The sequence below is a fragment of the Bacillus sp. DJP31 genome (assembly GCF_049310945.1).
Taxonomy (GTDB): domain Bacteria; phylum Bacillota; class Bacilli; order Bacillales; family SA4; genus Bacillus_BS.
In genome coordinates this window covers 1-20,530 of the sequence record NZ_JBMERO010000036.1, presented here as the reverse complement: position 1 = coordinate 20,530, position 20,530 = coordinate 1, and the positions used below count along the sequence as shown (strand labels likewise).

At 35.7% G+C, this 20,530-nt stretch carries 24 protein-coding genes; 12 read left to right on the top strand and 12 right to left on the bottom strand.

Features of this window, described 5'->3' with window-relative positions; translation table 11 throughout:
• Positions 1-5: 5 nt before the first annotated feature.
• From ACOI1C_RS20390 to ACOI1C_RS20375, 4 genes are all read right to left on the bottom strand, one after another.
• Positions 6-2,927 (bottom strand): anti-phage-associated DUF1156 domain-containing protein, encoded by a 2,922-nt coding sequence (locus tag ACOI1C_RS20390; protein WP_422512408.1) that lies wholly within the window; start codon positions 2,925-2,927, stop codon positions 6-8.
• A 17-nt stretch (positions 2,928-2,944) separates the two neighbouring features.
• On the bottom strand, positions 2,945-3,505 hold the full coding sequence (locus tag ACOI1C_RS20385; protein ID WP_422512407.1) for a DUF3780 domain-containing protein: 561 nt from the start codon (positions 3,503-3,505) through the stop codon (positions 2,945-2,947).
• Between the two features lie 12 nt (positions 3,506-3,517).
• Positions 3,518-6,619 (bottom strand): DUF499 domain-containing protein, encoded by a 3,102-nt coding sequence (locus ACOI1C_RS20380; protein ID WP_422512406.1) that lies wholly within the window; start codon positions 6,617-6,619, stop codon positions 3,518-3,520.
• Positions 6,620-6,708: 89 nt separating this feature from the next.
• Positions 6,709-6,957 carry a TIGR04540 family protein gene (locus tag ACOI1C_RS20375; RefSeq protein WP_422512405.1) on the bottom strand — a complete coding sequence of 83 codons (249 nt, stop codon included), beginning with the start codon at positions 6,955-6,957 and terminating at the stop codon, positions 6,709-6,711.
• A 480-nt stretch (positions 6,958-7,437) separates the two neighbouring features.
• Here ACOI1C_RS20375 and ACOI1C_RS20370 point away from each other — a divergent pair, with 480 nt between their 5' ends.
• The 6 genes from ACOI1C_RS20370 to ACOI1C_RS20345 all read left to right on the top strand — a co-directional run bounded on the left by ACOI1C_RS20370 (position 7,438) and on the right by ACOI1C_RS20345 (position 10,443).
• The gene (locus ACOI1C_RS20370) at positions 7,438-7,668 is read left to right on the top strand and encodes a hypothetical protein (RefSeq protein ID WP_422512404.1); all 231 of its coding nucleotides are present in this window, start codon (positions 7,438-7,440) and stop codon (positions 7,666-7,668) included.
• Positions 7,669-7,715: 47 nt separating this feature from the next.
• The gene (locus ACOI1C_RS20365) at positions 7,716-8,462 is read left to right on the top strand and encodes a hypothetical protein (protein WP_422512403.1); all 747 of its coding nucleotides are present in this window, start codon (positions 7,716-7,718) and stop codon (positions 8,460-8,462) included.
• A 206-nt stretch (positions 8,463-8,668) separates the two neighbouring features.
• Complete coding sequence (gene radC / locus ACOI1C_RS20360) at positions 8,669-9,277, top strand: RadC family protein (protein ID WP_422512402.1); 609 nt, start codon at positions 8,669-8,671, stop codon at positions 9,275-9,277.
• 194 nt (positions 9,278-9,471) lie between these two features.
• Positions 9,472-10,086, top strand: coding sequence for a recombinase family protein (locus ACOI1C_RS20355; protein ID WP_422512401.1), 615 nt, complete (start codon positions 9,472-9,474; stop codon positions 10,084-10,086).
• Positions 10,087-10,088: 2 nt separating this feature from the next.
• Positions 10,089-10,244: a hypothetical protein gene (locus ACOI1C_RS20350; RefSeq protein WP_422512400.1), complete on the top strand. Its 156-nt coding sequence runs from the start codon at positions 10,089-10,091 to the stop codon at positions 10,242-10,244.
• Between the two features lies 1 nt (position 10,245).
• The gene (locus tag ACOI1C_RS20345; RefSeq protein WP_422512399.1) at positions 10,246-10,443 is read left to right on the top strand and encodes a hypothetical protein; all 198 of its coding nucleotides are present in this window, start codon (positions 10,246-10,248) and stop codon (positions 10,441-10,443) included.
• A 195-nt stretch (positions 10,444-10,638) separates the two neighbouring features.
• Here ACOI1C_RS20345 and ACOI1C_RS20340 read toward each other — a convergent pair whose 3' ends face one another.
• Together ACOI1C_RS20340 and ACOI1C_RS20335 are read right to left on the bottom strand one after the other, a co-directional pair.
• Positions 10,639-10,965, bottom strand: a complete 327-nt coding sequence (locus ACOI1C_RS20340; protein ID WP_422512398.1) for a hypothetical protein — start codon at positions 10,963-10,965, stop codon at positions 10,639-10,641.
• A 99-nt stretch (positions 10,966-11,064) separates the two neighbouring features.
• A complete protein-coding gene (locus ACOI1C_RS20335) occupies positions 11,065-12,075 on the bottom strand; it encodes a hypothetical protein (RefSeq protein WP_422512397.1) in 1,011 nt (336 codons plus the stop codon).
• 455 nt (positions 12,076-12,530) lie between these two features.
• Between ACOI1C_RS20335 and ACOI1C_RS20330 the strand changes: the two genes are divergently transcribed.
• From ACOI1C_RS20330 to ACOI1C_RS20310, 5 genes are all read left to right on the top strand, one after another.
• On the top strand, positions 12,531-13,100 hold the full coding sequence (locus ACOI1C_RS20330; protein WP_422512396.1) for a helix-turn-helix domain-containing protein: 570 nt from the start codon (positions 12,531-12,533) through the stop codon (positions 13,098-13,100).
• Positions 13,101-13,102: 2 nt separating this feature from the next.
• Positions 13,103-13,267 (top strand): hypothetical protein, encoded by a 165-nt coding sequence (locus ACOI1C_RS20325; protein WP_422512395.1) that lies wholly within the window; start codon positions 13,103-13,105, stop codon positions 13,265-13,267.
• A gap of 65 nt (positions 13,268-13,332) precedes the next feature.
• Positions 13,333-13,665: a hypothetical protein gene (locus ACOI1C_RS20320; RefSeq protein ID WP_422512394.1), complete on the top strand. Its 333-nt coding sequence runs from the start codon at positions 13,333-13,335 to the stop codon at positions 13,663-13,665.
• Between the two features lie 132 nt (positions 13,666-13,797).
• Positions 13,798-13,983 carry a helix-turn-helix domain-containing protein gene (locus ACOI1C_RS20315; RefSeq protein WP_422512393.1) on the top strand — a complete coding sequence of 62 codons (186 nt, stop codon included), beginning with the start codon at positions 13,798-13,800 and terminating at the stop codon, positions 13,981-13,983.
• 48 nt (positions 13,984-14,031) lie between these two features.
• A complete protein-coding gene (locus ACOI1C_RS20310) occupies positions 14,032-15,222 on the top strand; it encodes a tyrosine-type recombinase/integrase (protein ID WP_422512392.1) in 1,191 nt (396 codons plus the stop codon).
• Between the two features lie 334 nt (positions 15,223-15,556).
• On the opposite strand, the gene ACOI1C_RS20305 is transcribed toward ACOI1C_RS20310, so the two are convergent.
• From ACOI1C_RS20305 to ACOI1C_RS20295, 3 genes are all read right to left on the bottom strand, one after another.
• Positions 15,557-15,724 carry a hypothetical protein gene (locus ACOI1C_RS20305; protein ID WP_422512391.1) on the bottom strand — a complete coding sequence of 56 codons (168 nt, stop codon included), beginning with the start codon at positions 15,722-15,724 and terminating at the stop codon, positions 15,557-15,559.
• Positions 15,717-16,736, bottom strand: coding sequence for a hypothetical protein (locus ACOI1C_RS20300; RefSeq protein ID WP_422512390.1), 1,020 nt, complete (start codon positions 16,734-16,736; stop codon positions 15,717-15,719). Before ACOI1C_RS20300 ends, ACOI1C_RS20305 begins: the two co-directional genes overlap by 8 nt.
• A gap of 403 nt (positions 16,737-17,139) precedes the next feature.
• Positions 17,140-17,331, bottom strand: a complete 192-nt coding sequence (locus tag ACOI1C_RS20295; protein ID WP_422512389.1) for a helix-turn-helix domain-containing protein — start codon at positions 17,329-17,331, stop codon at positions 17,140-17,142.
• Positions 17,332-17,509: 178 nt separating this feature from the next.
• On the opposite strand from ACOI1C_RS20295, the gene ACOI1C_RS20290 reads away from it, so the two are divergent.
• Positions 17,510-17,890, top strand: a complete 381-nt coding sequence (locus tag ACOI1C_RS20290; RefSeq protein ID WP_422512388.1) for a hypothetical protein — start codon at positions 17,510-17,512, stop codon at positions 17,888-17,890.
• Between the two features lie 588 nt (positions 17,891-18,478).
• On the opposite strand, the gene ACOI1C_RS20285 is transcribed toward ACOI1C_RS20290, so the two are convergent.
• The 3 genes from ACOI1C_RS20285 to ACOI1C_RS20275 are packed head-to-tail and all read right to left on the bottom strand — an operon-like array spanning position 18,479 to position 20,354.
• Complete coding sequence (locus ACOI1C_RS20285; RefSeq protein ID WP_422512387.1) at positions 18,479-19,150, bottom strand: thermonuclease family protein; 672 nt, start codon at positions 19,148-19,150, stop codon at positions 18,479-18,481.
• Complete coding sequence (locus ACOI1C_RS20280) at positions 19,150-19,584, bottom strand: hypothetical protein (RefSeq protein ID WP_422512386.1); 435 nt, start codon at positions 19,582-19,584, stop codon at positions 19,150-19,152. Before ACOI1C_RS20280 ends, ACOI1C_RS20285 begins: the two co-directional genes overlap by 1 nt.
• A 5-nt stretch (positions 19,585-19,589) precedes the next feature.
• A complete protein-coding gene (locus ACOI1C_RS20275) occupies positions 19,590-20,354 on the bottom strand; it encodes an SHOCT domain-containing protein (RefSeq protein WP_422512385.1) in 765 nt (254 codons plus the stop codon).
• Positions 20,355-20,530: the final 176 nt, after the last annotated feature.

Genomic DNA, 20,530 nt, shown 5'->3' with positions numbered 1-20,530 from the left:
CCGCCTTAAATACCGTCGTTACGAATTGCTTCCTTTAGAAGTCTCGCATAATAAGCATCTTGATGCCAATGACTCATATGTGCTATATTCTTGAATCTTGAAATGAATTCTAAAATCTCCATAATTGCAGTCCGATGATTCCAATACTCATTATTCTGGTCATAGGTTGCCCTTAAATAATTTCTGCCTTCAGTTGTCGATTCAGCTTGAACAGATTGATGAATTGCCATTAAAATATGTCTAAATAACGTTTTTCCGAAGACATCATTATTGATTCCACGGTTTCTGTATTCGGATGCTGTTTTCAAACGAACACTGTTGGCTCTAAAGTTTTCCAAAAGATCCCTATAGTCTTTTACACCAAAACCTCTTGCTAATTCCTGATAAGCACCCGCTTGATAAACGTTCCCCATCTCCAACTCAAGCCCACGAATATAGAAACGCTCCTCTTCAATTAGGTCTCTCCAAACCATTTGATCTATGTCCTCTGGGATCAAATAATCATAAGCTACTTTAACTGCTTTATTAATAATTGCTTCTATTGGACTCTCTTCATTTGAATTCCTTGATTTAGACAATTCATATACAACATCAATTCCTTCAATATCCTTATAAGCAGTTAGCACTTTAAGCGAAGAAGCATAGGATGCCAACAAATAATCTGCATCGGAGAAGTTTGGGTCTTCCTTATCGTCAAGGTCTTTCATGCTGTCAATTTGAAACTGAACTTCTTTTTTTATCTTTCTATATAATTCATCTTGAAAGGCTATGTCGTTTGACGTTTGTTTTTTTAACACCAATAAAACTGTACCTTGAACATAATTACCTTGTCTCAAACCGTTTGCATCTGTTTCGGTAGCTATATTCCAAGCAGACTCAACTTTTAAACCAGCAGACCATAATATCATAGCTAACTCTGCCCAAACTTTTACATCCTGATGTGTAAACATAACAACTTGAGTTCCATTGTCTGGCATATTTAAAGCCAAATTTTTATATATTTCAATCATACTATTATTAAATGTTTCACCTGTACCTTTTACCGCAAGAACTCTCTTACTATCTGAGTACCAACCTGGGAAAGTTTTTTCTAATAACATCTTGTCCCAAGCTAAAAAGAACTCTGTCAATTCATGATAATTTACAGCATCGGCATACGGAGGGTCAGTAATCCAAATATCACATTCGTTTTCTATACCTCGGGCATCAGTAACTTTCACGTCAAAGTTACCATTCAATGGATAATTGTTTACATTAAAAAACCAAGTAGTTCTTAAGGATATCATGGTCCGAGTTATATAGTTATACAATGTATTTAAAGATTGGTCACTAAATACTTCTTGCCCTTTTTCGTTTGCACCATCGGAATTCCATCGGGATAACTTAGAGTTCCAGTTGTTCAATTTATTAATACCCAATAAACCAAACGTACGCTCTTTATCATTTTTTGCTAAAGAGTTTACATGTTGAACGAATAATCCTATACATAGCAACTGCCTCGGATTGAACATTTGGTGCCAGTATTGCCAACCTCTTTCCCTAATTGGTTGATCTGTATTATAACCACTTTCTATCGCAGTTGAAGGAATGAATCCTTTTTCTTGCCAATCTGAAAGTCTCTCGGATAATAGATCAATAACTATTTCCTCTCTTTTTATATCCTCCGCTGTCGGACTTTGATAATAACGAGACGTCTTCTCAATTCCATTATCATCTAAGTACGTTTCAACGTACCGAATACAATACAGTCTTTCTTTAAAAACATCAGTATCTCTTGGAACGAAATCATTTTTGTTCCACTTTCTTAGTCCATGGATTGTGTTTCCATCTTCGCCTTTTCTGTCTTTTCGAAGAACTGGTATTGGCGTTTCTTTATTACAACTCGGACAGAATAGACTGCCATTTTTTATAGTTTTCAAGGCCTCTGCTTGTTTAATTTCTTCTTTCGATGCATCCTGAATAATTTTAATATCAAAACCATCAGAACCATTGTCCTTTAACATTGCTACTGTTTTTGTACCTTTACCAACAAACCAAGATGGTGCAAGCGGAACTTTATAGCCACACTCTGGACAAGTGGATTCGAAGCAATACAAATATGAATCCGCACGATGACCCTTTTCATTATGTTCTACTTCCCACTCAGTAATTTGCTGATCAACTTCATCATAAACCTCTCTTTGAAATTTTCTTAACTGCTCAATCTCTGATAAATTAGATCCTGCTACATTAAGTGCTGACCAAGTCAATAATGAGGCTATTGGGTTCAAATCAGATGCATACACACTTGCTCCCATTCTGGCCGCTTCAAACGGTATACTACCTCCGCCAGCAAAGCAATCACCGATTCTTGGTGTATGACCATATCTTTTTTCGCCAAGTTGTTGAATAAGTTCTTGTAGTGTACTTGCTGATGTCTCCAAATGCTTATTTATTTCTTCCCAATAATTTACTGGTAAGTTTTCAACGTGTTCAGATCGGTTACAATAAGTCAATTTATCATCATAAGACAAACGGTTAAATGTCAATGTTTGTAATGCATCTTTTTCAGCTTTTGTAATCCCTCTTTTAAAAACAGGCTTGTCTTCAGTAGATGCCTCTTGAAAATATTCACTTCTTTCGTTTTTCGTAAGTAACTTAAAAACTTCTTTTGTTGTCAAGTTTTTAAATTTCCTCAACAATAATCCTTCATCATCCATCGTTAATAGTTTCAAGAAGATTTCTCTATCTTTTTTTGGATCATCCGAAACTGGAAGCAATATGCCCAAAATAGTTGCACGGACGAGGATAAGTGGTTTCCTCCCCCACCACTTCCCCAGTCCTGTTAATGTTTGTCCTAAATTCGCCTTTCGTTCTTTATAACTTTCTTTGGACACTTTTGAAACTGGAAATTGTGTTTCAATAAATGAGTTACTGTAATCAAGCAATGTCTTTTTCCTCCAACCTACGAATTCTTATACAGCTTTTCCAATATGTTCCCATGAATATCAGTCTCGCCGTCCACGGGATTTTCAGTCAAAGCAAAACGAATTGCTTTTCGCCAACCTCTTTTGTCATCTGCATGACCTGTAATAGCGTTAGACATAGTGAACAGCCACCAACGTTCTTCCCTGCTTAATCCATGCCAATTTTTCAGTGCGACTGGTATTAGGTTTGGATCTGAATCTTCAATTGCCCACATGAGAAGCACCATTTCTTTTCCCAATAATCGTTCAACTGGATTTGCTCCTATTTTAAACCTGCCAACATTGATGTTTTTATCTTTTAAACGACCATTAAACGTATTTGCCAATCCTTCTTTGATTAAATCCCATTTGTGATGACTTAAAACAACTTTCAAGTTTTGATCTACAACATCTGTAACTTGCTTTTCATCGTCCTCATCCCATTCAAATCGTTCATATACCGCAATATCATCTTTATTGCTTCTTGGAATAACAATCATGAAATGATGCTTTGATTCCTCTGGTATATATCCAAAACCTAAAGCTTTTCTTTTAGCCATGAGATGTCCTCCTTATTGGCTTATATTGCTTTTGTATGTGTCCATACTTTGCCTGTTTTCTGCAATCCAATCTTCAAAATTTTGGCCTTTTTCAAACTTGCATTTTTCTATATTTAATGACAAGTCTACATTCTTCTCTTTATAGAAACTATCCCTTAGTTGCTCAATTTGTTGCAATACGATTTCAGTATTTTGAAAGACATAATTGTCAAAAGACAAGGTCAGCCAGCCTTGTTGTGAAGTATTACTTTGTTCATACAAGTCAAAACTAATCCCTGCAATTGAAGCTTTATGTTTAATCAAACTTTCTAATTGCTTGTATACCTCTGCCGTTGAAGAGCTGTTAATCGCCTGAGCCAATACTAATGGTTTTTCTTTATCAATTTCAAATTTTCGTTCGGTAATCGGAATTGAAAGAACATCGGAATAAATTCCAAGCTCCTCATTTTCGGCAATTGCTTGAATAAACTTTGTTCCTGACGGAATTTCAAATGATTCATCATATACTCCACCGTTGTTCTTTGGGTTTGAACCATCGGTCGTGTACTTTATTTTCACTTTGGGTGATGTCGCCTTTAATTCAATATACGTTTTTCCACCCTTGTCATAATCGTGATACTGTAACTTTACATGATTTGTCCAATACTCCAATGGACCCGTTTGATGAATCCCTGAAGAATCGACACATAAAAACGATAAGGATAACTCCGTTGTTTTAAAATCATTAAAGTTTCCTACTAAACTGGAGCCAGTTGTAGCATCACCGTTTATTTCATAGTAAACTTTATCTCCATTTTGTGGAGTGATTTTCAAGGTGACTTCCCCAGTGTCAGAATCTCTGAATTGCTCTCTTACGTTTACACTCGTTTCTGGAGCAGGTGGCTCTTTGTCAAGATAGCCTCCCTCTTCAATCCAAATTCCCTTTCTTAACGCTTCATTCATCATGTCCTCTAACGCATCTGCTGGATGCCATGACCACGAGGTCGTAGTTGCAACTCGCTCTTTAAGATCCCCCCAGCGTGCTTGTCGAGTAGTGAATATACGAGCTTCAAACTTCCTTCTAAATGTTTCTGATGCCGTATCTTTATCAAACTTCATTTCATCAATTAACAAGCTTCGAATTTGTTCCTCTGCATCAAAATCCATATTTTTAAATTCCATTTTAAATTCACTTGACTCAAATCCATCCGAGGTCGGATAGTATAACGTGATAAATGTCTCTCTTGCCGTTTGTAGTAAATTCAAATCTAATTTATGCTCGATTTCTTGTGCTTGTTGATACTGCGGATCACTCTCAGGTACTTTGTCTTCAGTCTTCATTCGGTTGATTATAGACTTAATAGCTTTTAACTGTTTCGAAACTTCCAGTAAATTTTCCATCGAATTTCTTTGACCTGTTAAAAACATCACTCTATTTTTATAGCGGACATTTTCATAAAAATTCTTCAAATCTTTTTGAAGTCCGATTCCATTTGGATTAGGCTCAAATAAAATAAGAGAAATTTTATCTTGTTTCAATTGAATTTCATCTATTGCTGGGAATACTTCAACTTCCTGATAACAATCCTTTAACTTTGGAGCGAATTTTCCAATTAGAATTTCTTTGATTTCTTTCTTTGCGATTTCATTATTGTAAGTATCTACTACTGATAATAGTTCAGCATTGACGTTTTTTACATCTTTGAAATAAAGTTTCCCTTGATTATCAGCATATAAATACCATGCTTTTACTTTATAGTCTTCCAAAGCACTTTTCACTTCAGTAATACCTCTATCAGGGGTCACCAAATATCCGATCGCTTCAGAGAGACTTAAACCTAATAAAGCATTAGTCACATTCCCTAATGATGCCACGAGCAATAGCTTACTCAAATTCTGCATATCATGACTATTGGTCGTCGAATCTATTTCTTCCGCTACCGCCTTACCACTTTGGGCAATATCATGAGCAATTGCGTTTGTTAGGTTTGACTTAATACCTCTAACCATAGAGAACATTTCAGAGTTATTCAGATCCATGTCGTACGCATTCAATAAATAAGTGTACTTTGCCTTTGGTTCGGTTCCTTCGTACAAGCTTTTAACCATTAGTCTTGTCAATCGTATAAACCCTCTCGTTTGTTGGAAACCAGGGTTCTCTTTAAAACGTGCAAATAGATCCTTAATTGAAGGATGGAATGGGTATGCGTCTTTAATACCCGTATAAACCAAATCAGGATTATAGTTGGTGTAGTTCATTTGTTTTGCTTCTTTAACGGCTTCCTTATACCCCAATGCAGTTTCATGAATTTCTTCTTCCGAAGCCTTTTTCTCAAATAATCTTGTTCTCAAAATATGATATAAATCATCCGATGTCGTTCCGACAGGCTCAATATTTATTGATGAGCGTGAAATCTCATTTTCCAGATTCCTAAATGATTTTTGAAGCAAATCAGAGCCTGATTGATATGTCGCTTGCAAGTCAGAAATTACAAGACATACGTTGGACAACTCTGCTTTCCCAAGTGCATTAAATAGATTTGAAAGTGCATTTGTAGTGATATCAGCAAGCGTACCAGTTCCAGCAGGTATTGTTCTCGCATACTCGAGATATGGTGGCAACTCATCAAGTAAAATAAGGATTGGTTCATCTTTCAGTAAATTAATCCACGCCGACTGGCCAGGGGACTTCAATGGTGCATAATAATCCTTAAACAACTCTTCTTTTCCAAGTTGACGAGCGATTTCACCCCAAATTCCATATTGAATATCACTTTCACGCCCAGAATAAGCAACAACTTTTATTTCTTGTCCACCGAGGTTGTACTTACCGTCTAACAAACGGTTTCTCAACGTAGGATTTTGTGCCAACAAGCCCAAAGCGACCATGTTATGCGTTTTTCCTCCACCCATTGCTTGGGTTAATTTTATTAATCCGCTTGGAGACTTCCCCTCAAATCGTTTAAAAGCAGTGTCAAAAACGAGGCTCATTCCTTCAGTTATGTAGGTTTCTTTGAAAAACTCTTCTGCATCAACCGATTGATCAATTAGGTTTGCTAAGTCTAACGTATCATCTCGTTTACTTTCATCAAAAACACTTTCCCTTGGTTTACACGATTCAAATAGACTCTTCATCGACATTTTCCCCCAAACTCTTATTTCAAATATTTGTCCCGAAAATTATTGCTTAAATCATACGGAGAAATACCTATACATGTGTACTATCAATCACATTTCTCTATTATCTTATCGATTATTTCTAATCGTCTTTTGCCACATGTTTGTTGAATTACCTTAGTAAAATAATTGTCTTTAATCATTTTATTTGTGTTGTGTTCGTGTAAGTTTTTTACACCCTCTACAAATGCTATTTCATCAATTTCTTCTTGCCAATATGCATCAACGAGTTGATTTAGGGCCGTTGCCAAATCCCGTTGCGTGCGGTAAAACAATTTCAATTCCAAAATTATCACCTCACACCAAAGTTACACTTAACTTATATTCTACTCTTACTCAAATAGTAAAACAACGGAAATCTAATTCCATTAGTAAATAAGTCTGATAGTGTTTAGAACCTTATAGAAATGGCATCGTACCAATAAGATACGATGCCATTTCTATAAGGTTAAAGTCTAAAAATCAGTTGTTCCGCTATTTCTTCCATTTCAATACTATAACTTTCTTCACTTTCAATCTCAGGATCATATAACTGTACAGGATCTTGCATGAGAAGCTGTTTATGCAGGTGTAGACCATTATGTAAATATATAGAAGTCTATGCAAAGCCACAAATCTAGAAATTTTCGACCCCACATAATGCATAGTGAAAAATGCTTTTACTTTGTTCGGTGCCCACCCGTTCCTTTTGACACTGAAAGGAGGTGAAGCTTCTGCTGCCATTAATAAGGAACGATTAACACAGCTATTAATATCAATGAAAGGAGGTGAGTCAAATGGAAAAGCAGCATAAAAATACAGTAAAGTCTTTGATCACTAAGAATGAATATTGGACAGGTTTTCTTGTAGCAAACAAAGTGAATCCTGCTCATATTGAGGGATATTGGCATTTAGGCTTTAGAAAAACTGTATCTAGCATAGAAGAACTTGATAAAGCCATTAATAGGTTTGCTTACTACAACTGTAATCGTGAAGTAGGTAATCATGTTTCCTTTTATAAAAAGTAGGAAGCTTTTGTTGTAAGCGAAAATTGTTATGAAGGAGTGAACTTGCAATGGTTGGAGAAAATGGAGTGAATCGTAATGTAATACCCATAAGGGAAAGAAACGTAAAGGTGAGTCTTGTACCAATTCTAGCTATCTCTTTAGCTGAAGCCAAAGAAAGAATAGACTTGTTACAACAATTTATAAAAGAAATGATGAAAGAGGGCTTGGATTACGGAATTATTGATGGCTTTAAAAAACCCACGCTTTTAAAACCTGGAGCAGAGAAGCTTTGTGACATCTTCGGTTTTTCAAAACACGTGAATATTGTTAATCGTATTGAAAACTGGGAGAAAGGAATATTTGCTTATGAAGTGAAAGTGACTCTTGTCAGCAAACAAACTGGATATATGGAAGCAGAAGGAATTGGAACATGCAACAATAAAGAAAAGTCCTTTGTTGACCAGGACCCATTTAGCGTAGTTAATACACTTCTTAAGATGGCGAAGAAAAGAGCATTAATTGATGCTGTACTTTCAGCGACAAGAGCTAGTGGGCTATTCACACAGGATATCGAAGACTTACCTAAACATATCATTCAAACTAAAGGGGGTGATGAGCCAGCCACTGATAAGCAGCTACAAATGATATTTAGAACAGTATCAGAGTTAAAAATGCGTCCAGAAGTCGCAAAAGAAATGATGCAAATGATGTTTCAAGTAGATCACAGCACCAAGCTCACAAAACAACAAGCATCGTCTTTCATCCAAGATTTATTACTTTTAAAAGCTAAGCCTGAAGGTGGTGAAAGTATATGAAGTCAGTTAATAGCTTGAATCAATGAAGCTCTTTGAGTGCAGCAAGCATTCGAAGGGTTATTTTTTTGCACAAAAAAAGATGAGCTCAATAAAAGAACTCATCAACAATTAACGTTAATTACATTGTACAGAAAAAACCTATACCAAACAATCGGAGGGACATTCGTCTCTCCTTTTTTATTTTCAATTATATGGAGGAATATATTATGACAAACCAATTTGATAAATTTACGTTTAAACTATTGCTAGCTACTAGTATTCGTGAAAAGGATGACAGCTATATTGTAAGTGAGATCTTCAACCGTTTCCCATCTATCCAGGAGTTATTGGATGTTACTGAAGAAGAACTTCTGTCCATTAAGGGGATCGGCAGGGTAAAAGCTCATCAAATTATTGCTGCTTTAAAGCTAGCAAGACTGAATCCTAGTACAGCAGAAGAACGTTTTGCCATCAGGAGTCCTCAAGATGCCTTTACTTATTTGAAGGATATGCAGTACTTAACACGTGAAGAATTTGTTTGCCTTGGCCTTAATACAAAGAATGAAATATTATTTAGACAAACAATCTTCACAGGCTCTCTTAACGCATCAATCGTGCATCCTCGTGAAACCTTTTTGCCTTTAATAAAAAGAAGCTGCGCTAGCGCTATCGTTGCACATAACCATCCATCAGGGCAGCCAGACCCTTCGAGAGAGGACATAGAGGTCACAAAACGCCTTGCAGAGGTTGGGAAAATAGTGGGTATAGATGTGATCGACCACCTTATCATTGGGGCCGAGAAATACATCAGCTTAAAGGAAAAAGGATACCTATAAGATATGATGGGGGACTACCTGAATGGGTATGTCCCCTTTCTATGTTTGTTCGATTAAGTATACATTTGCGAACAGGCATAGGAGTAGGCAAGATCAGCACTTATCCTGTTCGTTAATGTTCAGAAATACTTTGCGAATGTTCATTAAGTGATGAATGCATTTACGAACACATTATGTATGAGGAGGAACTCAAAGTGAACACTAAAAAATTTGGTTATGTAAGAGTTAGCAGCAAAGACCAGAACGAGGGTAGGCAGTTGGAATCCATGAAAGCACAAGGCATTGAGGATAGGGACATATTCATGGATAAGCAGAGTGGTAAAGACTTCAACCGTGAGAAATACCAGGCATTAAAACAGTGTTTAAGAGAAGGGGATGTTCTCTACATTCATTCATTAGACCGTTTCGGTAGGAACAAAGAGGATATACTCAACGAATGGCAGCACATCACAAAGAATATTAAAGCTGACATCATTGTATTGGATATGCCATTGCTAGATACTACTAAGCATAAAGACAGCATGGGAACATTCATTTCAGACCTTGTATTGCAAATCCTTTCATGGATGGCAGATGAGGAACGGGAACGCATAAGAAAGAGACAGCGTGAAGGCATTGATGTAGCTTTAAAGAACGGTACTCAATTCGGTAGACCTAAAGCAGAGCCAACAGATGAATTTTACCAAGCCTACTGCAAGTGGAAAGCAGGTGAAATCACCGCCACCTCTGCGATAGATGAAGCAGGAATGAAGCGAACAACCTTTTATAAGCTTGTTAAGGAAATAGAAGAACAGGAAAAAGGAGCATAACCATGGATAAGGTATTTATTGAACAACAAATAAATCAGACAAAGATGACCATAGTAAAACTTGAGAAATATTACGGTACCAAAGAAACCTTTCGTAAGAGCATATTAATGGATGCAAAATCCTTTTTAAAACATTTGCAGGAACTAAAGGAGCAATAATATGAGGTTCCTTACAGCTTTAAACAGAGCATATGAAGAAGTGATTCATGGAGAAGTAAAAGAACCATACAGAAGCCTGAGACTTGCAAAGTTAATGAGTGAAATGGAAAGACCAGCAATCAGAGATTTACGCTGGGAAAGTCAAAATAAAGCTGTTATAGCCCTATATAGAAAAATCAGTATGAGCAGAGAATTGTAATCTGCCTTTTTTTGTTTCTTACACACAACAAGCGTAAATAAAAAAGCCCATAAGCCATGAATGTAATAACACCAACGGTTGAATGGCTTTTTTCAGCTTGTTAGCACTTTATTTACGAATGGTCTATACCGTTTCATCTGGAAGGGAACAGCTACTTGTTTCACTAACAATCCATAGAAATCCAGCAAGGGTTATTCATTTAATTGTGCCAGTCGTAATCATAAAGTTCAAACTTCCCATCGTCTCTAACCGATATTTTGTGTGAAATAGGTACTTTTCCAAAGATATGTGATACTTAGAAGGCAAACACTTCTTCCCACCTTCAAATTCACTGACATTTACCGTGTTACACCCTAAAATTCCAGCTAATTGTGCTCGGCTTAGACCTTCATAAGCTCTTTTGAGTCGGCATTTCACATGTACTGGCATCATATCAATATTATCTACAAGAACCTTACTTGAACTTTCATTTAGTTCTGATTCCATTTCAAAAAACACATATTCATCGTTCATCTTTTTCATTATTATTATCCTTTCATTATAAGACCCCTACAAAAAGCAGGATTCAATTGTGAATTAATTATATGCTGTAAGCAGTTTGAATCCTTTATTGGGAACAGTCTATTCATCCCAATCAAGTGATAAGGCTTCCTCTATAGCCAGCATTAGGCGTTCTTCTTGTTCCTTCGTTGGCGGAGTCCAATTAATTTCCCTTTGTACTTCGATAACAAACATTTGTTTATGGATAGCTTCTCTTTCTTCTTTAGATAGCTTCTTTGCTTGAGCTTGTTCATTAGCTGCCACCTTCTGTTCATCCCTGTGTTTCTTCTGTGTTCGGTATAGCTTCTGTCTGCGGGATAACTCATTTAGAACCTCAGCCAGATTACGAGTTTCTAAGAATGATAAGTGGGCATAGTTGATGTCAGCCGTCATGTTATCAGTCACCACTGTCTTCTTAGCGACTCTGTAATAGTACACATCCAGTTTGTCCTTCATCCCAAAACTGTATATTTGACGAATCTCTACACCAAACACATTCATAGGTAACATAGTGGCAGTCGGGTCTATATCTTTATACAGGGATAACTTCTCTCTGTAGTATCTAATCCAGTGGTTTCGAGCGGCTTGATCAAATTGGAGAGCCTCGGTGCCAGTCACCCATTCTTTGGTGAGGAATGACTTCTTCACTCTGTGAGTCTTCATACCATCCACAGTGGCAGTTCTTATATAACCATGTTCCTTCAAGAAATTACGTACTCTTATACAGGTAGTCTTCACTGATTCAACCTCTACATTGTGTTTCGCAGCCAACTCAGGATAAATTTCAGAGTCGAATCTTACTATGGGGCCTTCTTCTGTATTAAGTACGTCTCTGCCTTCAATTAGAAAATCGATGTAATCCGCACCTACCTCTGTATAAGACATGGATTTAATGAGTAGCATCCTCCAGAATCCAGCAGGTATCGTGATGATGTACTCAGCCTTCTTACCCCTACCTAATGTAGCTACTACCTGCACACCCATGTTGGTAAGCTTAGTTACCTTATCTGTTTGAGTCTTATTTTTATAGTTAGCTTCACTCCAACTTGTAAATGCAAGGTACTGCTTATAATCCAATGTTACTGTATCCATTTTATGTCCCTCCTCTAGTTTCTCTCTTTAATCCCCCCTAATTTGACACTTAGTAGTAAAAAAAAGCTAATGTAGCTACTCGCTTATTATAATTAGTGCCAATGTGGAGGGGATTTTGCTCATCCTGTTTTAGAATCTTCCCCTGTATAGCCTGATGGATTCCTTCATTACCCTTATAGATGTATGATGTAGTCTATGTCTGTTGTCTAGCACGCTGAATGCAAGTGTTAGGCTCTTTCTTATTTGTTCTCTCCTTTATTCCTTCTATATCATTGAGAACTGAATACTTCTTGCTTTAGCCTGTGCTAGCTATTCCCAGTTATTATTTGCTATGGTTGTCTTTCGTTAAGTAAATCATATCACCGCATAAGCATAAAAGCAATTAAAAAAATATTAGTTGCTTATTCGCTTAAATCGTGATAATCTATATTTAACAACAAAAAGGAGTGATAATGATGACCCAACTTAATATGTACAAAGTTGAAGATAAGGATTTAAGTATCCTGAAGAAGATGAAATTAGGAGAACGGTTAAAGTGGATTAGAGAAAAAGCAAATGAATATAACAATCCATTATTTACTGTATATCGCCTTGCTGAAAAAATTTCAGTTGCTCAATCAACAATATCTAGAATTGAGTCGGGTACTCAACCTAGAGTTGATCTGCTCGAAAGGATTGCTGATCAATTAGGAGTCTCTATAGCAGTATTCACTGATTCCTATTACGAAAATGGGGGGACACCATTTATCATCTGTGGGATGAGCTCAAGTACACAATTATTTTCACCCAAGTCAACATTTAGCTTGCTTGACACTCAATATGAGGCAACCCTTTCCTTAACGTTAAAAACACATGAAGGAATAAACTTTAAGAACATCGAAGAAACTGTGTTTTTATCACCGATCGAACACGAAGAGTTTGCAGATGAGGTTGTAGCACTCATTTCTAAGGTACGAAAAAGACGTAAAAACTGGAAGATTAAACAGGCCGCTTCAGAAAAGCTTTTTAATAACAAGGAGGAATAGAAATGACACAAGATAAATCAATCAGTCTACCTGCTATACCTGAAATAAAAGGCTCTACTACTACTCATCATAAGGAAGAAATTTTTTTGAATGCCTTCATTAGTTTTACCAAAAAGGGGATTGCTGATTGGGAACGCTCACAAAATGCCAAGGAAAAGGATGGATAGCCTTTTTTCTCTTGTTAACGGTTTTTGCATTTTCCATAAAAAAATGAATGAGGAGGATTATGTATATGCATGAGATGTGCCTAGTTTTTGCACCTTTTTATAAACATAAAGGAAAGAGTATTGAATCATTATATGATTTGTTATGCTCCATGGTTGAAAAAGCAGCAAGTGAAGAAATGGAACAAACAGAAAAAGAATTACTTCTGACAGATATTGATGAACTACATGAGCATATTGAGGAATTACTTGGAATGAAACAATATGCTTTACAGATGCTAATGGCTAACTATACAGAAGTATATGAGAAAGTATTAGAAGTCGGAGAGATACGGAAATTAAATCTGGCGAAATCCGTTGAGGTGTGGAAGCAAAGAAATAGCCACTTATTTCCAAAGTAATATACAAATTCAGCAAGCGATCTTGCACCTTTCTAAAGAGATTTTGAAAAGGTTTAATGCCTCTTATATTTATGTAAATTAAGGGATGCAATGCGAAAATTCTACTATTATAGACGAACAGGGGGGATAGGTTTGGAAACTATTAAGAATTATCCGACCACACTTGATGTTTCAGACATTCAAAATATATTAGGGATTGGCCGTCGGCAGGCATATGAACTAGTAAATTCTGGTCAATTTCATATTGTCCGTATTGGAAAAAGAATAAAGGTTTCTCGAGAGGTATTTTTTAACTGGCTAAATGGTGGAGAGAGGTAAAACTCTCTCCCCTTTTTATATAAATATAGAAAGTAAGGAGATGTTTAAATGAACTACTCAGGTTCTGTTAGAAAAGAAGCTAGTAAGTGGTATTATGTTATCGAGCTAGGCAAAGATTCAAATGGTAAGCGAAAGCAAAAAAAGAAACGTGGATTTAAAACGAAGAAGGAGGCTCAAGCAGCTCTTACAAAAGCATTGCATGAATTGAATTCAGGAACATATATTGAGCCATCTACTCAGAAGCTGGGTGAATATTTAGTACAATGGCTTGAGTATAAGAAGACAACTGTTGCTGAAAGCACCTATACTACGTACTGCTACATTTTGAAAAAGCATATACTTCCTGAATTTGAGAATATGTCTTTATCCACCTTGAAGCCATTGCACATCCAACAATTTTACACAAAGTTGTTAAACGAGAAAAAACTACACCATAATTCCGTAAGAAAAATTCATGCTATACTGGGGAATGCATTAGAACGAGCTGTTAAGTTTGATATGATGTTAAAAAATGTCGCAAAGCTCGTAGACCCTCCAAAAGAATCAAAGGATGAAATGGAAGTATGGGATGTAAATGAAGTACTTAGGTTCTTAGAAGTTGCAAAAGAAAGTCATCTGTATATGGTTTACCTTATTGCTATTAATACAGGTATGAGACAAGGTGAAATTCTTGGGCTTTCATGGGATGGAGTCAATTTAGACGAAAAAGTCTTATATGTTAAACAAACGTTAAGTAATGATGGAAAGACTATAAATAAAACGACAAAAACAGCAGCTGGGATGCGTACAATTGCAATGCCAGATGAGCTAGTAACCGAGCTAAAACGATATAAATTAGAACAAAAGAAGCACCGTCTTCAAATGGGGTCACTTTATACAGATATGAATCTCGTTAATCCAACAAGCGTAGGTACCCCCGTTATCCCAAGTAATCTAAGGCGTAATTTTAACATCTTTATCGAAAAAGCTAATGTTAAAAAAATTCGTTTTCACGACCTCCGACATACCCATGCAACGCTGTTATTGAAGCAGGGTGTGCATCCAAAGATTGTTTCTGAGCGACTTGGACATGCTGATACACGAATGACACTAGATCGGTATAGTCATCTTCTACCAAATATGCAAAAAGAGACCGCACAAAAATTTGGTGAACTTCTTTATGGACATAAAGATTCTTCACATCTTGGTAACCAAAATGGAATCAAAGAACCAATCCAGCAGTATGTGACCAATTGGTGACCAGTCATCTATTTTTCAGGAGACAGGGTTAGAGGAAAAAACAAAAAAGCCCTTGATATCAAGGACTTTGTGTGATGACCTGTGAGGGATTCGAACCCACGACCCCTTCCCTGTCAATTCTGTTTGGTAAGATTAAACTAGTACAACTAGGTTAAATAAGTTTATAAAAGCTTGATTTATTAAGGTTTTATCAAGTACTAAAATCAACTCAGTAAAATAAATTAAGCTCAGTAAAATAAGTATGTTAGCAAATGTGTTAGCAATATGGTTAGCTGGTGGGCTAAAAAACATTAAAAAATTTTCAAAAATGAACTATAAAAAAGATCTCTTGCAACTAAAATTTTCGTTTGCTGTTAAATCTATCAACTACTATAGCTGCATGACCTCCAGTCCATGCAAGTTCCGTTGAACTACTTCCTGACATGGTAATCAGAACATCCCCAGTTGTACCCATAGACCCTATTGGTGTCGCCCCCTTAGGTCTTTTTTGTTCATTACTCATCTATCGTCAACATTCTCGATACTTTTGAAGCACTAATTACTGATAGATCAGAATTTTCTTTCGCCTTTCTTTCTCCGTCAGTTACGATTTTATCTATAATATCACCATCAATATTGCTTATTGTAGATACCTTTAGTCTCAGTCTAATTGCAGTACCTTTAAAATTAGTTGGTCTTGTCTTAAGAGCATTCTTTTTAATCACTAAAGCTGTATCCCCACTACAAATAAGAAAATCACCACCAAGTTGACAAATACTACTAGTAACATATAATCCATAACCAGAATTTTTCCAAATAGTATCTTCTTGTCTTCTCATTTTCCCCTTATATTTAAAAGCTCTCCCAGAAATTCCAGGTTCAATTGCAAGTAACAAGGCATCTTTATCGTCTGCTATTTTTAGATTAGGATTAAAAGAGATTGCTTGTCTTATCCCAACACCCTCATCTAGTATTGCTATTTCAACCCTATCTTTACTTGACCAATATTGTCCAGCATACCAAATAGTATTTGATTCACTATGTTCAACAATATTTCTAATTAACTCACGAATAGAATAAGATAAAACTTTTTGCAATTTTGTATTTCTTCTTGCTAACACTTTAGCTAATTGTATAGATTTTCTCTCTATAGTTTGTTGAACAACCTCTGAGTTCTTATATGATTCTGTTTTTAACTCTCTTACATTTATTTCTGTTATTGGTATGTAAGTAGAACTTCCACTAGCCTCACCTGGTTTTTTACCATAGTCTAATAAAACACTCTTAAAAAACCCCATATGCGATGCATAAGTTTTACCTTCGTAATTTCTATCTTTAAATTTAACTTTAGGGTACTTATGAAATAATTCTCTTATTTTTGAACCAGCGAGTAACATCCCAAAAGGTTCTACTGTTTCCAAAAACTCATGGTCATATATTACTTCCTCAATACCATCTAAATCATAATCATTGTTACAGAAATTAATAGAGTTAATTGAAGTTAAGTCAGACATTTTAATAACTCTTTTCTTCATCCTATTCTCCTTTTAATATTATAATAAACAAATTATACCATATTAATTTAAAAACTGCTATTATTATACTAAAATGGTAATTTATACAATTATAACCTTATTAAGTTAATACTAGTTTGTAATCTAACAAAGAAATCACATAAATTAGAACATTCATAAGCAGAATTATATAAAAAATATAATTTTTATTATTGTTGAACTATAAAAGGCTTTTTCTCCTTTATCCAATAAACTCATTGCTTCACATGGAAACTTGAGCTATTCTACTGGCATTTCAAATGCAGTATAGGCATTAAAAGCATTTCATCAAAGATTAGGGTCAGGTCATATAGAAGAACCCTTCACATACACAAATACGAATTATACCTCTACATGCTCCTGAGAAGGTAAAAAAAACAAAAACTTAAAGTAAATCTTCTATAGGTATTCCATAATAGTCATCAAATTTCTTCAACATTTCATACTTAGGAACTCTAATATTATTCTCATAACGTCCGACACTATTCAAACCAATCGCTAATTCATCGGCTAGATGCTTCTGAGTAATATTTTTTATCATCCTAAGTAATCTTAATTTCTCACCTAAAGTGTGCATGATACTTACTCCTTTTTATGTATTCATTATATAGACGAGCTTGAATAGAAAAAAGTTTTTGAAACAAACAAAAAAAGCCGCTACTACTTGTTAGAGTAAGGGCTTGTTAAAGTAAAAACAATAATGTACGGTTATACTATCCAAAAAATTCCTTTCTATTCAATCTGAGGTGATATTAATGTATAAATCTTCTACTAAACGAGGCGAACGATATACACCTGAGGAAAAAATCATCATAGAAATGTTAGCAACAAATCATTATAAAAGTTCAGATTATAGTGTAGCAAAAAAGCTAAAGAATAAAATAAAAGGGGATAGGTCACTTGGTTCCTTAACGAATCAGGTTTATAAATTCAGGAAGGAAAATCCCGAAAAGTTCCCTAAGAAATCTAGGTTATTTACATCAGAGGATATAAAACTTATTAGAGAGTATTCGATTCGTTATATTGAATTAACTGACTTAGAAGTAGGACAGAAATTAATGGATCTAATCGAGGGAAGAACATTGCAGGGATTAATTAAGCAGGTTGCGAGGTTTAGAAATCTAAGAAATAAGTAAGGGGATATATAGGAAGATATAAATTACTTTACGAAATAGTTTTAAGTGTATTAGCTATATTATCAGTTATTGTAATATAGGTTGAAAACTCTGCTTGGCTAATTGTTGACCATGCTATTTGGCTTATTTTAGTAATAGACGTTTGGATCTAACTCGACTATAAAATAAGGACAACTCCCTGTTCAGTATTACTCTAATTAATCTTTAAGTTTTCCATAGCTTTCATCATATTTATTGAACCTTTTGATTTTTCAATAATTTTGAGTTATTGGTTGAGTTCAGTACACTTCTTAAACTATCCCGCACCCGTTAGTCATCCATGCAGCGCAAAATCAACGCTGCACCACAGAGATTGAAAAATGGTGCCTTTGAGCCCATCCGTTAAACTCCAGCGACCACGGCATACCATCGACTGTCACGCCCTTAGGCGTAGAACTCATGGAAGATTAATCATTTTCCCGGGTCTGTTTTTTCATGCCCTCTTTCAGTTTTTATTATCATGGGAGATCAAATATTATATGAGGTGCAAGGACATATATGAAATGCATAGAAAAGCCCCGTATTTTTATAATACGAGGCTACACAATATTACCTTTCACATGCCCAATTATCTTTGTCTCGATCATGTTTTGAGGCATAAGCAGGATGATCAAATGAAACTCCGTTTGGATATACCTTTCTTAATTCCGTACAGTTTTTATAAGATTCGGTTCCACCACTACTTGCGGTTGAGGTTGAAGTGTCGCTACTTGAATCTGTAGTCGAGTCATTTGAACTGATTGTTGTATTACTAGAAGTCGCAGCATCTAAATCTCCCTTAGTTGTCCCTTCTTCACCATACACCCATAGTCCAGTACCTTTATCACGAGCTTCTCTGGCAAACTTCACAAAAAGCTCGCTGTATTTTACATCTAGAGGATAAGTGGAAGGCTCAGCATAACCATTTATTGCTAAATCAGCATTAAACATCTTACTTCTAATTTCTGTCTCATCCATGTCGTCAGATGGGATCCCTAACCATGCAATTCGTAAGATTCGGTCATAACGATCAGTTTCCGAAACATCTTTTTGAATCCAAATTTGCTTACCCTCCAATTTGGTTTTTGTATAATTGCTCGCTTCTTTTCCGTATTCTTCTGTTCTTGTTGTCGATTCTGGTGTATTAATTCCTATTAATCTAACTTTTCTTCCATCCTTTAGTTCAATTGTGTCTCCGTCAACCACTCTAGCCACCGTGACCTCTTCTAGCCCTAAACTCATTAGGTGTTCTTCTTCTTTTTTAGCAGCTTCCTCTTTGGCCTTTTTTGTTCTTCTTTAGCTTTTTCCTCGGCGGCCTTTTTCTCTGCTTCATCTTTCGCTGCCTTTTCGGCTTCTTCCTTAGCTTTCTGTTCCTCAGCTTTCTTGTCTTCCGCTTTTTCTAAATCGGCATTTAAAACTTCTTCATTATTTTTTTCTGTACTGGCTTCTTCTGCTGGTTCTACAAAGGCCATTGCCATTACTAAGCTAAAGATTAATCCGACTGCAACAAACCATCCAGGTCTAGAAAAGGTGATTTTGCCTTTCCTCTTTTGAGATAGTTGATATAACCCAAGCACTAATACTATAAGTCCAATCCATGCGAAAGGAGTGATAATAGCCATCAAAAGAGTAAATATAATTGCAAATATACTTAGAATTACACTAACAATCTTCAATTCTTTTACCTCCACTTTGAATTTAATATCTTTTGTTTTTCAATCTCGAATTCTTTGTCTGAAAGAATTCCATTATCACGCAGTTTCCCTAGCTTTGCCAAAGTCTCATATTTATCTTCTTGTTTCTGGCTTGGTATTGCCTTTGTTGGTTTACTAACTTTGCCAATCTTTATTGATTGATTCATCATTTGTCTTACTTCTGCTAGGAATTTAGTGAAATTAGCGTCGTTTACAATATCATCAAAAGTCTTTCTAGATCTGCCGTAATCAATCAGAAGTTCTTTTTGACTAAATCCATCAGGAGCTAAAGAAATACCATTCATTTTGCTATATTCTAACACCTCAACAAATTCCCCATGACCAATCCCACTTGTAGCGAATATAAGGCGTTCATTTGTTGCCACTAATACACCTTTTATTTCCCTTTTCTTGGTCTTGTCATATTCTGCTGGGATTGTAGATAATACTTCTTCTGTCGGACTTAGAACATTATTCTCTAGATAAATTAAGACATTTTTATAGACGGTATAATTAGTTTTAACTGTAAATCCTGGATTAGGACCAAAAAACTTAACTGTTCTTTGAAGCTCCAACTCTTTTTTCTTTTCTTTTTCGGCCTGTTTAGCTTCTTTTTCTTTCTCGCGTCGCTCTTGATACAATTGATACTCTTTTTCCTTCTGGGCCTTCTTTTCAGCTTTTTCTTTTTCTTGTCGCTCACGTTCTTCTGGTGTAAGGTCTTCCGTAGCAAACAGTTTTTTAAAGAAACTCATAATACCCTCCTTATTTTACCTAAATTATCATTTATGTATTTTATTTCCAGATAAGAACAAAAAATAAAACACGAAGTCATTCGTGTGTTACCTTTTAATACTTTTACTTATTTTATTACTTACGTTATAAAACAATTGAATCTACTATTCTACTATAAAATGGAACTCCATATTGG